The sequence below is a fragment of the Devosia sp. Root635 genome (genome assembly GCF_001427605.1).
Taxonomy (GTDB): Bacteria; Pseudomonadota; Alphaproteobacteria; order Rhizobiales; family Devosiaceae; genus Devosia.
This window is the reverse complement of the sequence record NZ_LMGZ01000018.1, coordinates 278,530-292,621: the sequence shown is the minus strand read 5'-3', so window position 1 is coordinate 292,621 and position 14,092 is coordinate 278,530. Positions and strand designations below refer to the sequence as shown.

The window sequence follows — 14,092 nt, the reverse complement described above, 5'->3', positions numbered from 1 at the left end:
ATGCGAAGCATCGGGTGAGGGGGCCTTCCCCTCAGCTTTCGACGATCTCGATCCGTCCAACGCTCATCCGCCCGGCCGAAGCCAGCCGGACACCCACCATGCCATAGTCGTAGGCGTCATCGCCGGCGGCAATGAGTTCCTTGCCGTCCACCGCAAAGCTGAGCCTGTCACCCTGCACAGCAAACGCGAACTGGTAGCTTTTCCCCGTCTCCGCCCTGAACGGCGCGCGCGCCAGCACGGTCGAGCCGAAATCCTCCTTGAGGATCACCACCTCGTCGCCCTCGAAGCCGGCCGCATAGAACCGCCCGGTGCCCTGCACCCGCGCCGTCACCAGTTGCGACACGCCCGACAGCCGTCGGATATCGGCCTTCACCACCACGTCCCGCGCATAATAATGCCCGGTCCACATATCGGCATCGCCGGACGTATGCCCATGGATGCGGTCATTCTGTTTCGTCCAGTGCCCGCGATTATAGGTGAAGCGCGAAATCGCGCCCCATTCCTGCACCTCGGCCTCCGGCTCGATCACTGTGTGGCCCGCGCCCTCAACCTTGAAATCGGCCAGGAACAGCCGCCCCAGAAATTTGAGCCGCCCGAAATATTCGATGGAAATGCCGATCTCGTCGATCGCTTCCACGCCCTCGGGCACCACGAAACTATAGTCCTGCCACCCCTCGGCCGAGGGCACATCCCACGCCCCCGTCTCCTCGATGGCCCCGCTCATGGTCCGCCGCACATAGGGCGCCACGCGCAGATTGCCATCGCCATTCCAAGGATCGAGCCACAGCTTGAAGCTCACAGTCTGTCCCGCATCCACCACCGGGGTAAACATCGGTCGATAACGCTCGTCGTCAAAGTCGGTCCGTCGATAGAACGGCTTCCAGAACACCCGCCCCCCCTGCCCGCGCTCCAGCCGGTCGAGCTGGATTTCCAGCGACCCGCGCGAGCCCTCGACATGCCGCTCGGTCGAAGCGCGCAGCGAAATCTGGTTGAAGCCCTCGGTGCGGAAGCCATGCGTCGAACCCGGCAGGTCGAAATCGAACCGCAACCCGCGCCGGGTAAAATCCTCCAGCCACAACTTGGGCACCTCGCGCCCCGCCAGTTGCAGCGCCAGCACCGTCAGTTCCCGCGCAAAGCTCGGGATATCGACGATATTGATCGACCCGACGATGCCCGAAGCCACGAGGAAATCGTTGATCGGCTGGCGATACTTGTCCCAGCCTTCATGCAGCCCCTGGAAGGTGGCGACGATGGCCGCGGCATTGCCGGCATTGCAGTCGGTGTCCCAGCCCGCCATGGTGGCGATTTCCGCCGTGCGCGGCAGGTCGCCCTTGCCATAGAGGATCGCCATGATGGTCACCCCGGCATTGGGGATGATGTGGCAAACGCCCGGATAGCGGTCATAGCCCCAGTCCGCCGTGAGCATGTCCCGGCAGGCCCGCCAGTCATCCGGCTTGGCCTTGAAAAAATCGATCACCGCCCGGCACACCCGCGCATAGGTCGAGGCCGGATCGACCGTCCCCAGCGCCGTCTCGACGATCTCGTCAATCGACTTCGCCTCGAACGCCGCCGCAATCGCCGCCGCGCAGAACCGCGCCCCATTCAGCCCGTCGCCATCATGCGCCACGCTCGCCGCCATGGCCGACATCTCTGCCGCCCGCTGCGGATTGCCCGGGTTCACCCAGCCCCAGCTATCGATGAAGATTTGACCGCCGATCTGCTCGGCCACCGTGCTGCCATTCTGCGCGATCGAGCCCGATTGCGGCGCTTCAATCCCCGCCCGCAGGTTGCGATAGGCCGTATGCTCGGTCGAAACCCCGAACCCGCCCCACCAATACATGCCATGCTCCTCGGCGGCATAGTTGAGCCAGGTCCGGCCCACATCGGCCGCCGTCGCCTTCAGCCCATAATCGCGCAACGCCCGGATGAAATAGACCGGCCCATTGGTATCGTCGTCAGCCGCGAAATTCTTGAAATCGCGCAGATATTGCGTCACCTCGCCATAGGTCTTCTGGATGCGCTCATAGCTCCAGATGGTCGGCTCCACCGGGGCGCCCAGGCGCACGCCGATGGCCTTGCCGATAAAGCCGGCATAGATCTTTTCGAGGATTTGCAGTTCCGAGAGCATAGGGCGTCTTTCAGGTTTCGTCGTTTCAGGCAATGCCGAGCGCGCCGAGCGCGGTTCGGCGGGCATCGGCCGCCGCGCGGTCGGCGGCAAGAATATCGGTGGCAGTGGCCGCAAAGGCATCGGCCGATCCCACCAGGTCGAGTCGGTTGGCGCTGTCGAGCAGGGCCTGGTCCTCCGCCGCGATGACCGCCTCGCCATGCAGCGCTCCCAGGATCGCCCCGGCCATCACCCCGATGGAATCCGTATCGCGCCCCGAATTGATCCCGTCCTCGATCGAGGCGCGGAACGCGCCCCCGTTGAAGACGCAGAAGCCCAGCGCCAGCGGCAATTCCTCGATGGCCTGCAACCGGCTCGGCCGATACGCATCGGTCTGCCGCCCGACCTTTTCGGGCATGTGGTTCACATCGTCGCCCATCACGGAATAGCGCGCGATGGCAGCATGAAACGCTGCGCAGACCGCTTCATGGTCCGCGCCCGTACCGCGCAATTGCCGCGCGATCCCGGCAATATCGGCGATGGCGTTGCGTGTGCCGTCCTTGGCCAGCCCGAGCACGGTGTCGACAATGGTCTCGATATCGGTTCCCGGCACGAAGGCCGCCGCCACAGCCGCCGCCATCACGCCCGCCGCCTCCAGCCCATAACTCTCCTGATGCCCCGAGGCGAAAGCCACCGCCTCGTCATAGGCCGCCTTCGGATTGGCCGCATTCACCACGCCGATAGGCGCGATATACATGGCCGCCCCGCAATTCACCATATTGCCGATGCCGCCCTGGCGCGGGTCGCAATTGGCCAGCTGGTGCCGCTGGAAAATCCATTTCTCCGGATAGAACAGCCGGTCGATCAGCATCGCCTCGCGCTGCAATTCGGGCACCCAGCGCGGCGTCCACGCGATTTCGCGCACCATGCCATCGGCCATGTCCCAGGCGTCGAGATGCCGCTTGGTGTCACCATAGATATCCATCAGTGCCAGCGTCATCAGCGTATCGTCGGTCACGATGCCATTGCCGCGCACCCGCCCGTTCCGCGCCGCCGCGTCGAGGTTCATCTTGTGCCATTCCGTATCGAGCGAGGTCACCCGCCCATAGCGCCGGCGGATATCGGCAGCCGACAGCTTCTCCACCGGCGCACCCAGCGCATCGCCCAGGGCAATGCCATGCAGCATGGCGCGGACTCGGGATCGCAGGGATTGGGTCATGTTGCTCTCATCATTCGTTACACACCATGCCGGTGCATTCTCCGCCGAAACCCGCGGCTCTGGCCCACCCTCCCCCTTGAGGGGAGGGTAGCGTCGCTCGGCCCGCAGGGCCGTAGCAGAGCTGGGGAGGGGGTAGTTCCGTGTTCCACAGAAGGACCCCCTCCCTCATTCCCTCCCCTCAAGGGGGAGGGAGGCGATGGAGCCGGCACGTCATCAGCAGCGGCTCACGTCGTCCTTACTTCAGCACCGTCGCCGCATATTCGGCCATGCGCGAACCGCCAGCAGCGTTGTACTCGCTGACGAACTGGTCCCACTGGTCGAAGCTGGCTTCCCCGGTGATGAACTTGGCCACCCACGAGCGATAGACCTGCTCGGTGGCGTCCACGTCAGCGGCATAGTCGGCCGGCCACACAAAGGCATTGTCCGGCGTGAAGTCGCTCTTGAGATTGTCCAGCGCCTGCTGGGCGGTCGGGCTCAGCAGCGGGGTCGGCGAGGTCCAGTTGGCGGCGTTGAAGAAGCGGGCATACCAGGTCGAGATTTGGTCGGTATAGGTCACCGCCCCGCTGGCATCGGTGTTGTGATGCACGCCTTCAAAGCCCATGCGGTCGATATCCTGGCCCTCCTTGGAGGCCATGAAATCGAGCACGGCAAAGGCCGCTTCCTTGTTTTCCGACAGCGAGGAGATGGCCCAGCCGCGCGATTCCTTGGAAACGTCCACCGCGGCCAGCCCCTGTCCGCCCGGACCCGAAGGCGCCGGCAGCAGGGCAAGATCGATCTCTTCGCCCGGATGGGCCTGGCGCATCTTGCCGGTATAGATGTCGATGACTTCCGGCGAGGAGCCGAAGATCACCCCGGCCTTGCCGGTGTAGAACTTGTCTTCCTTGACGTCCCAGGTATTGGTCACGAATTCCTTGTCGAACAGGTCCTTGGCGGCCAGTCCTGCATAGAATTCGATCTTGGCCTTTTCCGCGTCGGTGACGCGCGAATTGACCCAGGCGCCGTCGGCATTCTTCATCCAGGTGCCGGTCACCCCGAAAGCCTGGTTGAAGACGGAATCGAGTTCGGCCGTGGTGCCATAGCCGGTCAGGCCCAGCGTATTGCCCGCAGTGCCGTCGCCGTCGAGATCGCCGTCGTGGATGGCCTGGAACAGGGCCTCATAGCCTTCCACCGTGGTCGGCGGCTCCATGCCCAGCTTGTCCAGCCAGTCCTGCCGGATCACCGGCTGCGGCGCACGCGGCGGGTAGACGTAGAGCAGGTAAGGATAGTTGGCGAGACGGTCCACATTGTGCGGCCACAGCGCATCCTTGATGTGGGCCGACTTCTCGATCCACGGATTGAGGTCTTCCAGGATTCCCTGTTCGGCCATTTTCTGGTCGCCGCCCTGGAAATACATGATGTCGGGAATATCGCCCGACAGCAGCATCACGCCCAGCGCATCGGCATAGCTCGAACCGGGCAGGTCGACGATCTGGATATCGACATCGGTGCCCTGCGCCTTGAGCGCTGCCTCGATGGCCTCGATTTCCTTGACGTCATCGGGGTTGGTGGTCAGCAGGTCCTTGCTGACCAGCCGCAGCGTGGTCTGCGCCATGGCGGGGGCAGCAATAGTGCCGAGCAATGCAAAGGCGGTTGTCGCCATAAGCAGTCTTTTCAAAGTCATTGGTAGTCTCCTCCTAGTTATTGGTTTGGTCGTCACCGCTTGCGCGGAATTGGTTGAATCTGTCGGCTCCTGCGGCCCTCCCCCTTGAGGGGCTACGGGCCGGCCGCAGGCAAAATCGCTCCGGTGGAGCGATTTTAGGATCGGAGGCCATGAGAGCTATGCTCGAATGGCTGGTAGCGCCGCTCGGCCCGAAGGGCCGTAGCAGAGCTGGGGAGGGGGTAATTCGGTGGACCACCAATGGCCCCCCCCTCGATCCCTCCCCTCAAGGGGGAGGGAGGCGAAAGCTCCTGGATGTTGTGTTCCATCCTCATCCCTTCAGCGCTCCCGACATCGTCCCCTTGGTGAAGAACTTCAGGATCAGCGGGTAGATCGCCAGGATCGGCAGGATGGTGATGAGGATCATCCCGGCCTTGAGCGCGCGGATGTTGATCTGCGCCAGGCCCAGATTGTTGTTGACGTTGTTGGCGCCCACGATGGCGATCTTGTCGCCCTCGATGACGAACTGGCGCAGCACCACCTGCAGCGGCCATTTGCTCTGGTCGTTGAGGTAGATCATCGCCCGGAAGAACTCGTTCCAGTGCAGCACCAGGTAGAACAGGGCAATGGTGGCCAGAGCCGGCTTGGCCAGCGGCAGCACCACCATGAAGAAGGTCTGGAACGGGTTGGCCCCGTCCAGCTCCGCCGCTTCCAGCAGCTCCTTGGGAATTTCCTCGAAGAAGCGGATGAGGATGATCAGGTACCAGGCGCTGACCGCCTTATACATGATGACCGACCAGGGCGTGTTGAGCAGGCCCATGCGCTTCATCAGGAAATAGTCCGGAATGATGCCCGGCTCGAAGACAATGGTCACCAGCACCAGGATGAAGATGAGCCGCCGGCCCGGCAGGCCCGGCCGCGACATGCCCCAGGCCATCAGCGCCGTGCCGAACACCCCGATGCAGACGCTGGTCGCCGTCATCCAGACCGAATTGAAAATGCCCCGCTGCACATTGGGATGCTGCAGCAGCAACAGCCACACATCGGGCGAGAACCCGTCCGGGAAGATCGACAGGCCCGAAAATCCTGCCACCTTGCTGGGGTCCGACAGCGACAGGGCGAGCAGGTTCAGCAACGGTTGCAGCGTGAACACCACCAGCAGCAGCAGCGTCGAGACGATCAGCACATATTCGACCCGCTCCAGCGGGGTGCGGCGCGATTGGCTGGCCATCACCACACCCCCTTGCCGGTCAGCCTTTTGCTGACGAAATGCGACACCAGCACCAGCGCCATGCCGATCACCGCCTTGAACAGGCCGGCCGCCGTGGCCAGCGCATATTCGCCGGTCGAAAGCCCCATGCGGTAGACATAGGTGTCGATGATATCGATGGTCGACGCATTGACCGCGTTCTGCATGTTGATGATCTGGTTGAGGTCGGCGCTGAGGAACATCCCCATATTGAGGATGAACAGCGTGGCGATGGTCGGCACGATGCCCGGAATGGTGACGTGCCAGATTTTCTGCCAGCGATTGGCGCCGTCCATTTCCGCGGCCTCATAAAGCTGCGGATCGATGGCGAAGATGGCGGCGAGATAGAGCAGGCTGTCCCAGCCCGCCGAACGCCAGATTTCCGACACCACCAGCACCCAGCGGATCGTGCCGGTATTGGTCATGTAGTTGACCGGCTCGAACCCCATCGCCGTCTGGATTTGGTTGACCGCACCGTCGGTGGGCGACAGCAGCGCGATGAACACGCCCGCGATCACCACCCAGGAGAGGAAATGCGGCAGGTAGATCGCCGATTGCACCGCCCCGCGCAGCTTGCCGCTGCGCACTTCGTTGAGCAGCAAAGCCACCATGATCGGCACCGGGAACACGAAGAGGATTTTCATGCCCGAAATGATCAGCGTATTGGCCAGCACCTGGTAGAAGATCGGCGAGGCGAACAGCACCTGGAAGTTCTTCCACCCCACCCAGATATTGGGCGGGATGATGCGCACATTCTCGAAGGCCATCTTGGCCTCCCAGATCGGCACATAGTGCCAGATGAAGAAAAACAGCAGCCCTGGCGCCATCATCGCGTAATAGGGCCACCACTGCCGCACCTTTTCACGCATGCCCGTTCTCGATGCTAACAGTGTGTTAGCCAATTCGCCCTCGATGCGAACCGTTTCAGCGCCCGGCGCGGATTCCCGTGCGGGAACGTTCCCATCTGCAAGGGCAACACCGGTCCGTTGCTTGTTCCTGGCAACCATGGTCAGACCCTCCCTGCCCCGGCTACGCGCTGGGGAGCATGTGCCGACAGGTCGGCGAGTGAGCCTCGCTCTATCAGGCGGCACGGCAAGTAGATTCGCCGGTGTTCCGGCTGGTGTTCAATCTCGCTGAACAGGCCCTCGACGGCACGGGCGCCCATCTCGCGGCCCGGCTTGGCCACCGTCGTCAGCCCCGGCCAGGCGAATTCGCCCGACGGAATGCCGTCGAAGCCGATGACCGAAATGTCTTCGGGGCAGCGCAGGCCCGCTTCGCGCACCGCCATGATGGCGCCGATGGCCATCATGTCATTGGCTGCGAAGACACACACATGCCCCACATGGTCGCGCGCCAGCAGCCGGCGCATCGCCTGTTTGCCGCCTTCGACCGTATACTCGCCCTCCTCCATCGCCAGGATCGCCGGGTCGATATCCCGCTCGATGCAGTGTTGATGCACCGCGCGCAGGAAGCGCACTCGCGCCAGTCGGTTCTTGGGACCGACGATCAGGCTGGGGGCGCCATGCCCCTTGGAAACCAGGTGATCCATGCCCAGCCGCACGCCCTGCGTGATGTCCGAGCCCACGCTGGACGTCTCGACGAAGCGCTCGGCGCTGGAGCCGATCAGCACGAAAGGCAGCCCGAACCGGTCGAGATCGTCGAAATTGTCGGCCACCGGATTGATGATCGCGCCATCGACCCGCGCCTGGCGCAGGGCCCGCAGATGCGCGGCTTCCTTCGCCACATCCCAGTCGGACGAAAAGACCAGCAGCGAAGAGCCGGCCTCGGCCGCCTGGTCCTGCGCCCCGCGCGCCACCTCGGCCCAGAACGGATTGGTGATATCGGGAATGACCAGCCCCAGCATGCCAGAACGCCCGGACCGCATGCCCACCGCCAGGTGGTTGCGCTCATAGCCCACGGCCGCGGCGGCCTTGACCACCTTCTCGCGCGTCTCTTCGGTAATGTTGGACGAGCCCGTCAGCGCCCGCGCCGCGGTGCTCTTGGACACCCCGGCGCGCTCAGCGACATCGATGATGGTCGGCCGGCGATTGCGTCTCTTGCTCATGACCCATCCCTGCGACGCCGCCTTCTATCGGACAGTACGTCATGGGAACGTTACCGCGCCAGCACGAATTGTCAACACCAATCCCACCTTGCCCCACCGCCGCAAAGGCGCTACGCCTCCGCCATGAGCTTCAACAAATTCCCGCCCAAGCCGAAATACGATCCCGATTCCGGGCCGGTCTACCTTTACGGCCTGCACACGGTTCGCGCCGCGCTGGACAATAAAAACCGCATCAAGAAAGTGCTGCTGGCCACGCCTAACGCCCTGATGCGGCTCAAGGAAACCGGCGAGATCGGCAAGGTCACCGTCAAGGAGACCACCCCCAGGGAGCTCGACCGCCTGCTCGGCGACGACGCCGTCCACCAGGGCGCCGCACTCGAAGTCGACCCGGTGAGCCGCTTCGGCCTCGACGACATCAAGCCACTCAAACTCGTCGTGGTCCTGGACCAGATCACCGACCCGCACAATGTCGGCGCCATCCTGCGCACCGCCTGCGCCTTTGGCGCCGACGCGGTCATCACCACCGCCCGCCACTCGCCGCGCGAGACCGGCGTCATGGCCAAATCGGCCTCTGGCGCGCTCGACCTGGTGCCGATGATCGAGGTTCGCAACCTGGGTGACGCGCTGGAAAAACTCAAGCAGCGCGGCATGTTAGTGCTTGGCTTTGATTCTGAATCGGAACATCGGCTCAAGCCCCGTACCGACGATCAGCCGCTGGCCATCGTCATGGGCGCCGAGGGCAAAGGCTTGCGCCAGCGCACCCGCGAACTCTGCGACGAGATGGTCAAGCTCGACATGCCCGGCCCGATCAAATCGCTCAACGTCTCCAACGCCGCCGCCATCGCGCTTTTCGCGGCCACTGCCGGGCGGACCCCATGAGCCAGTTCGCCCCCTTCGCCATGGCCCTGCGCCTTTCCGGCGTTACCATCGACCAATATACGCTCGACGCGGCGCTGAAGCAGCTCTCCAGCCGCTACGAGCCGGAAGACGCAGAGGCGAGCTTTTACGCCCAGGTCGACGTGCCTGCCAGCAATCCGGTGCGGGCCCTTTTGGAACTGGCGGAGCGTTCCGGCCCGGCCATCTCGGCCATGCTGGAAGACCGTCGCATTGGCAAGGCGGTGCTCGACCTCGCCTTCGACTATCCCGAGCAAGGCGAAGCCATGTCCGCCCGCCTCCCCGCCCATGTGGCCGCGGCCATTGCCGACCACGGCATCGATATCGAAATTTCGGTCTACCTGACCGATGTCGAGGAAGACGAAGAAGGCTGAGGGTTTCCGCTCGCTCCTACAGCGTTCCCCGCAGCAGCGGCGCATCGGCCGTGATCAGGTCGCGACCGAAGACGCTGTTATCCTTGGGCACCAGCCGCACCACCGAATAACCGCGTTCCTCGAGCTGCGCCAGGAACAATGGCAGCGTCTCGACTGTGCGCTGGTGAATGTCGTGGAACAGGATGATCCCGCTGCCGCGCGCCTCAAGCCGCTCCATCGTGCGGGCGGCGACCACTTCGGGCGTGTCCTTGTAATAGTCCTTGCTGTCGATATCGACGTCGAGGATCACCATGCTGCCCTGCATCAGGTTGGTGCGCAGGAATCCCGTTTGCGACAGGTAGGGAAAGCGGAAGAACGGCGACAGATCCTGCCCGCCTCCGGCCAAAGCCAGTTGCACCGCCCGCTCGCCCTTGGCGATCTCGTCCAGCGCGGCCTGCCGGCTGAGCTTGCCCAGATCGACATGATCGAAGGTATGGCTGCCTACCGTATGCCCGCTGGCCGCCACCTGCTGCGCCAGCCCCGGATGGGCCTGCGCCGCCGAACCCAGCATCAGGAATGTCGCCTTGACGCCAAAATCGTTCAGTGTGGCGAGGATTTCGGTGGTCTTGCCTGGCCGCGGACCATCATCGAATGTCAGGATGACCTCGCCGGGACGCAGGATGATGTCGGCGGTGGACGCCACGGCAAGCGTGCGCCCGCCGAGATTGCCGCTGGCAAAGATGCGCTCGGGCATCGGCTGTTGCGTGATGGGCTGTGAGGCCGGCAGGATGCTGTTGGTAATCAGCGCTGCATTGTTCCCGGCCCGCGCCGATATGACGTGCGGATTGGGCGGCTTGGCACAGCCCCCAAGCGCCAAGCCCGCAACCACAAGACCCATAACAAAACGCGAAAGCGACACGGCCTGAACTCAGCACGATCAAAACTGAGCTCACTTTTCGCGATTATGGTTAACATTCCCCTCGCGAAATCTTAAGAACTACTTACCTGCCAATGATTTAGCCTTGCGTCCCAGCGTATCGAGCGCGCTGAGAAACGCCGACCGGTCGGCCGGGCGGAAGCCGGTATTATAGCCCTTGCTTTCCCCCGTCTCGCGCAGATGCTGCTTGAGATCGCGCATGGCCAGCGCCATGCCGATGGAGGCCGGGGTGAACGGCTTGCCGGTAAAGCCCAGCACGTGGCAGCCCTTGTCGATGGCCCGGCTGGCCAGCGGAATATCGGCGGTGAGCACGATGTCGTTGGGCTGCGCGGCATCGACGATCCAGTCATCGGCTGCGTCGGCGCCGGCCGGCACGACCACGACGCGGATCATCGGATCGCGCGACGGCCGCACCCCGCCATTGCTGACCAGCGTAACCACCAGCCCCAGCCGCTCGGCCACGCGCATGGCCTCGTCCTTGACCGGACAGGCGTCGGCATCGACGAAAATGGTCGGTTCAGGCATGAGCGATGACGCCTTTCACGAAAGCCAGCCGCTCGGCAACCGGCGCCTTAGGCAGCTCCACCACGCGATAGCCCAGTTCGGTATAGACGTCACGCATTGGCCCATAGATACGCTGGGCATGCTCCCAGCCTTCGATGCGTTCCGCATCGGTGGCGAATATCTCGCGCCAGGGCGGCGCGAAGAATACTGTCGGATTATAGCGGTAGAGCGCGGCAGCGCGACCAAAATGCGCACCATCATTCAGCTTGAGCATTTGGGCATAGGCAACGAGATCGGGGATACCGCGGTCGCACAGCACCGATCCGGCACTGTCCCGCAGGGCCTGCCAACTCTGAATGTCCCGATCCAGCATGAGCTCGGCGAACATGGCCGGGTCGCGCCATTGCACGGCGGGGCCATCAATGGCCGCCTGGGACTGGATGATGGCACGCGCTGCTTCCTGCCCGACGCGCAGGCCATCGGCCGAGGCGGCCGCGAGCAAAGTGGTCTTGCCCGCGCCGGGCGCGCCAGTGACGATGAAGAGATTGTCGGCGTGATGAGTCATGATGCGTCCTCGTGACATGACGAAGGAGAAAAAGCGATGCGGGGAAAGGTGATCGACAAGGCCGCGTGGGCGGATGCCACGGCGGGCATCGGCAACTGGCGGGGAGAGTTCGAGGGCGGCGCCCATGGCGCCGGCATCAGCGTGATCTTCGTCTTCACCGAAAAGATCGGCGGAGGGCCGCGCCTGCATCAACACCCCTACCCCGAAACCTTCATCATCCGCAACGGCAACGTACGGTTCACCGTCGGGAACGAGACAATCGAAGCGTCGGCCGGCCAGATCGTCGTCTGCCCAGCCAACGTGCCGCATAAATTCGAAAACCTGGGGCCCGAACCATTGGAGCAGATCGACATTCACGAGGCCGGGGCTTTTGAAACTGTGTGGCTGGAATAGAGGCTTATTTGGCCGGCGGATGCAGCCTGGTATCCAGCGCAAAGCCTTCCTGGGACCGCAAGGCATAGCGACCGGCGGCCACGGCGGCGACGAAGACCAAGTTCCAGCTATTGGGCGACACGACGCTGGGCACCAGCACGAATTTATGCGCGCGCAACAGCGCATCGCCAAACGCCTGCTGCCCCGCACTCGGCAGGCCCGAGCGCAACCAGTTCGGATTGGGCAGGGCCGATGCCGCGACGACATGCACATCGTCAGGGTCGGTAATATGCAGCGATGTCAGGATATGGGGGATCGTGTCCATTCGCTTGAAGCCGCGATGCACGGCGACTTCCAGGATTGTCGTTGAGGCGTCGAGCGCACAATAGACCGCGCGAACGCCGGCGCTGCTCCACCGCCCGCCAAACCTGTAGGCGCCCTCCCCGCTATCCCAGGTCGCGGCAAATTGGCTGGCGTCCAGGCGCCAGCCAACCAGCTCGGTTCCGCCGAGGGCCCCGGGCAGCGGTGCCGTCACACATAAACCCCATATTCGATCCGGCCGAGAAAGGTCTCGACCAGTTCCGCACCCGCCGACGTGGTCAGCAGGTCGAGGGGCTTGTGGCCATTGAGCCCGATTGCCGGCTCATTCAGCCATTCCTCGGCATCGCGCTGGCTGCCCATGACCTCGCTGGCCTTGGCCAGTATTTCAGCAAATTTCCACACCCGCCCGCTCTGCTCGACGCTGAGCGGCTGGCCCGGATCGGCACGGCGGCGCTGCAACGTGCGCAGGCTCATGCCGATTGCCTTTTCAAAGGCCATGGCATCGAGCACGGTCAACTGCCCCTCGAGATAGCGCAACGCCTCACCGGGTAGCCCGGCCGCGATAAGCTGATGGGCATCGAGTCCGTCATGCACCACTTGCTTGAGCAGCCGCTTGCCGCCCAGCAGGCTGGAGGCCCGCGCCGGCTCATTCACAAAGGGCATTTGGGCAGCTTCGGCCAGACCGTGCATAACAACCTCCGTCATGTGTCGCAATAATTACGCCGCATGTCGCAAAATGTCAATCAGTACACCACCACGCTTCTGATGCTCTCGCCGGAATGCATCATCTCAAAGCCCTTGTTGATGTCTTCGAGCCGCAGCGTATGGGTGATCATCGGGTCGATCTCGATCTTGCCGTCGAGGTACCAGTCGACGATCTTGGGCACGTCGGTACGGCCCTTGGCGCCGCCGAAGGCGGTGCCCATCCAGGTCCGGCCGGTGACAAGCTGGAACGGCCGGGTGGAGATTTCCTTGCCGGCGCCTGCTACCCCGATCACCACCGACTTGCCCCAGCCGCGATGGCTACATTCCAGCGCTTGACGCATAACCGCGGTGTTACCGGTGCAGTCGAAGGTATAGTCGGCCCCGCCGATCAGGTCGCCGCGCCTTTTGGTCAGATTGACCAGGTAGGGCACCACGTCCTCCCCGATTTCCTTCGGATTGACGAAATGCGTCATCCCGAACCGCTCGCCCCAGGCCTTCTTGTCATTGTTGATGTCGACGCCGATGATCAAGTCGGCGCCGGCCAGCCGCAGGCCCTGGATCACATTGAGCCCGATGCCACCCAGCCCGAACACCACTGCCGTAGCGCCGATCTCCACCTTGGCGGTGTTGATCACCGCGCCGATGCCGGTGGTGACGCCGCAGCCGACATAGCAGACCTTGTCGAAGGCCGCCGAGGCATCGATTTTCGCCACGGCAATCTCGGGCAGCACGGTGAAGTTCGAGAAGGTGGAGCAGCCCATATAGTGATGGATCGGCTTACCCTCGAACGAAAAACGCGAAGTGCCGTCCGGCATCAGACCCTGCCCCTGCGTCGCGCGGATGGCGGTGCAGAGATTGGTCTTGCCCGAGCGGCAGGAATAGCATTCGCGGCATTCCGGCGTGTAGAGCGGGATGACATGATCGCCTTTCTTGACGCTGGTCACGCCCGGCCCCACATCCACCACCACCCCGGCGCCTTCATGTCCCAGAATGGCCGGGAACAGCCCCTCGGGATCGGCGCCCGACAAGGTGAAGTCATCGGTGTGGCAGATACCCGTCGCCTTGATCTCGATCATCACCTCGCCGGCCTTGGGGCCATCGAGGTCGACCTCCACGATTTCGAGCGGCTTGCCGGATTGGAAGGCAACGGCGGCGCGGGTCTTCATGG

The 14,092-nt window shown here is 63.6% G+C and carries 15 protein-coding genes; 3 read left to right on the top strand and 12 right to left on the bottom strand.

Annotated features, from left to right (window positions below; genetic code table 11):
- Positions 1 to 31: 31 nt before the first annotated feature.
- The 6 genes from ASD80_RS10730 to ASD80_RS10705 form a co-directional block, all read right to left on the bottom strand.
- Positions 32 to 2,128 (bottom strand): ADP-ribosylglycohydrolase family protein, encoded by a 2,097-nt coding sequence (locus ASD80_RS10730; protein ID WP_056232568.1) that lies wholly within the window; start codon positions 2,126 to 2,128, stop codon positions 32 to 34.
- A 25-nt stretch (positions 2,129 to 2,153) separates the two neighbouring features.
- Positions 2,154 to 3,323 carry an ADP-ribosylglycohydrolase family protein gene (locus ASD80_RS10725; RefSeq protein WP_056232566.1) on the bottom strand — a complete coding sequence of 390 codons (1,170 nt, stop codon included), beginning with the start codon at positions 3,321 to 3,323 and terminating at the stop codon, positions 2,154 to 2,156.
- Between the two features lie 235 nt (positions 3,324 to 3,558).
- On the bottom strand, positions 3,559 to 4,983 hold the full coding sequence (locus tag ASD80_RS10720) for an extracellular solute-binding protein (protein WP_244488981.1): 1,425 nt from the start codon (positions 4,981 to 4,983) through the stop codon (positions 3,559 to 3,561).
- A gap of 307 nt (positions 4,984 to 5,290) precedes the next feature.
- Positions 5,291 to 6,190 (bottom strand): carbohydrate ABC transporter permease, encoded by a 900-nt coding sequence (locus tag ASD80_RS10715; protein WP_056232777.1) that lies wholly within the window; start codon positions 6,188 to 6,190, stop codon positions 5,291 to 5,293.
- Positions 6,190 to 7,077, bottom strand: a complete 888-nt coding sequence (locus tag ASD80_RS10710) for an ABC transporter permease (RefSeq protein ID WP_056232562.1) — start codon at positions 7,075 to 7,077, stop codon at positions 6,190 to 6,192. Before ASD80_RS10710 ends, ASD80_RS10715 begins: the two co-directional genes overlap by 1 nt.
- A 140-nt stretch (positions 7,078 to 7,217) precedes the next feature.
- Positions 7,218 to 8,273: a LacI family DNA-binding transcriptional regulator gene (locus tag ASD80_RS10705; protein WP_056232559.1), complete on the bottom strand. Its 1,056-nt coding sequence runs from the start codon at positions 8,271 to 8,273 to the stop codon at positions 7,218 to 7,220.
- 123 nt (positions 8,274 to 8,396) lie between these two features.
- Here ASD80_RS10705 and rlmB point away from each other — a divergent pair, with 123 nt between their 5' ends.
- Positions 8,397 to 9,152 carry a 23S rRNA (guanosine(2251)-2'-O)-methyltransferase RlmB gene (gene rlmB, locus ASD80_RS10700; RefSeq protein ID WP_056232558.1) on the top strand — a complete coding sequence of 252 codons (756 nt, stop codon included), beginning with the start codon at positions 8,397 to 8,399 and terminating at the stop codon, positions 9,150 to 9,152.
- The gene (locus ASD80_RS10695; protein WP_056232556.1) at positions 9,149 to 9,541 is read left to right on the top strand and encodes a hypothetical protein; all 393 of its coding nucleotides are present in this window, start codon (positions 9,149 to 9,151) and stop codon (positions 9,539 to 9,541) included. Before rlmB ends, ASD80_RS10695 begins: the two co-directional genes overlap by 4 nt.
- A 16-nt stretch (positions 9,542 to 9,557) precedes the next feature.
- Here the strand turns inward: ASD80_RS10695 and ASD80_RS10690 are convergent, their stop codons facing one another.
- The 3 genes from ASD80_RS10690 to ASD80_RS10680 all read right to left on the bottom strand — a co-directional run bounded on the left by ASD80_RS10690 (position 9,558) and on the right by ASD80_RS10680 (position 11,526).
- Complete coding sequence (locus ASD80_RS10690) at positions 9,558 to 10,439, bottom strand: polysaccharide deacetylase family protein (protein WP_244488980.1); 882 nt, start codon at positions 10,437 to 10,439, stop codon at positions 9,558 to 9,560.
- A gap of 78 nt (positions 10,440 to 10,517) precedes the next feature.
- Complete coding sequence (locus ASD80_RS10685) at positions 10,518 to 10,982, bottom strand: YaiI/YqxD family protein (RefSeq protein WP_056232554.1); 465 nt, start codon at positions 10,980 to 10,982, stop codon at positions 10,518 to 10,520.
- Positions 10,975 to 11,526 carry an AAA family ATPase gene (locus ASD80_RS10680; protein WP_056232552.1) on the bottom strand — a complete coding sequence of 184 codons (552 nt, stop codon included), beginning with the start codon at positions 11,524 to 11,526 and terminating at the stop codon, positions 10,975 to 10,977. Before ASD80_RS10680 ends, ASD80_RS10685 begins: the two co-directional genes overlap by 8 nt.
- 36 nt (positions 11,527 to 11,562) lie before the next feature.
- On the opposite strand from ASD80_RS10680, the gene ASD80_RS10675 reads away from it, so the two are divergent.
- A complete protein-coding gene (locus tag ASD80_RS10675) occupies positions 11,563 to 11,919 on the top strand; it encodes a cupin domain-containing protein (protein ID WP_056232550.1) in 357 nt (118 codons plus the stop codon).
- A 4-nt stretch (positions 11,920 to 11,923) separates the two neighbouring features.
- On the opposite strand, the gene ASD80_RS10670 is transcribed toward ASD80_RS10675, so the two are convergent.
- From ASD80_RS10670 to ASD80_RS10660, 3 genes are all read right to left on the bottom strand, one after another.
- On the bottom strand, positions 11,924 to 12,433 hold the full coding sequence (locus tag ASD80_RS10670) for an RES family NAD+ phosphorylase (protein ID WP_056232548.1): 510 nt from the start codon (positions 12,431 to 12,433) through the stop codon (positions 11,924 to 11,926).
- Complete coding sequence (locus tag ASD80_RS10665; RefSeq protein ID WP_413813374.1) at positions 12,430 to 12,900, bottom strand: antitoxin Xre/MbcA/ParS toxin-binding domain-containing protein; 471 nt, start codon at positions 12,898 to 12,900, stop codon at positions 12,430 to 12,432. The genes ASD80_RS10670 and ASD80_RS10665 overlap by 4 nt, the downstream gene beginning before the upstream one ends.
- 62 nt (positions 12,901 to 12,962) lie before the next feature.
- Positions 12,963 to 14,090, bottom strand: a complete 1,128-nt coding sequence (locus ASD80_RS10660) for an S-(hydroxymethyl)glutathione dehydrogenase/class III alcohol dehydrogenase (protein WP_056232546.1) — start codon at positions 14,088 to 14,090, stop codon at positions 12,963 to 12,965.
- Positions 14,091 to 14,092: the final 2 nt, after the last annotated feature.

What these genes read in the sequence shown, in the direction of transcription:
- ASD80_RS10695 (WP_056232556.1), top strand. Translation starts at nt 9,149, where the DNA reads ATGAGCCAGTTCGCCCCCTTCGCCATGGCCCTGCGCCTTTCCGGCGTT.
- ASD80_RS10685 (WP_056232554.1), bottom strand. Translation starts at nt 10,982, where the DNA reads ATGCCTGAACCGACCATTTTCGTCGATGCCGACGCCTGTCCGGTCAAG.
- ASD80_RS10660 (WP_056232546.1), bottom strand. Translation starts at nt 14,090, where the DNA reads ATGAAGACCCGCGCCGCCGTTGCCTTCCAATCCGGCAAGCCGCTCGAA.
- ASD80_RS10705 (WP_056232559.1), bottom strand. Translation starts at nt 8,273, where the DNA reads ATGAGCAAGAGACGCAATCGCCGGCCGACCATCATCGATGTCGCTGAG.
- ASD80_RS10715 (WP_056232777.1), bottom strand. Translation starts at nt 6,190, where the DNA reads ATGGCCAGCCAATCGCGCCGCACCCCGCTGGAGCGGGTCGAATATGTG.
- ASD80_RS10730 (WP_056232568.1), bottom strand. Translation starts at nt 2,128, where the DNA reads ATGCTCTCGGAACTGCAAATCCTCGAAAAGATCTATGCCGGCTTTATC.
- ASD80_RS10675 (WP_056232550.1), top strand. Translation starts at nt 11,563, where the DNA reads ATGCGGGGAAAGGTGATCGACAAGGCCGCGTGGGCGGATGCCACGGCG.
- rlmB (WP_056232558.1), top strand. Translation starts at nt 8,397, where the DNA reads ATGAGCTTCAACAAATTCCCGCCCAAGCCGAAATACGATCCCGATTCC.
- ASD80_RS10680 (WP_056232552.1), bottom strand. Translation starts at nt 11,526, where the DNA reads ATGACTCATCACGCCGACAATCTCTTCATCGTCACTGGCGCGCCCGGC.
- ASD80_RS10725 (WP_056232566.1), bottom strand. Translation starts at nt 3,323, where the DNA reads ATGACCCAATCCCTGCGATCCCGAGTCCGCGCCATGCTGCATGGCATT.
- ASD80_RS10720 (WP_244488981.1), bottom strand. Translation starts at nt 4,983, where the DNA reads ATGACTTTGAAAAGACTGCTTATGGCGACAACCGCCTTTGCATTGCTC.
- ASD80_RS10710 (WP_056232562.1), bottom strand. Translation starts at nt 7,077, where the DNA reads ATGCGTGAAAAGGTGCGGCAGTGGTGGCCCTATTACGCGATGATGGCG.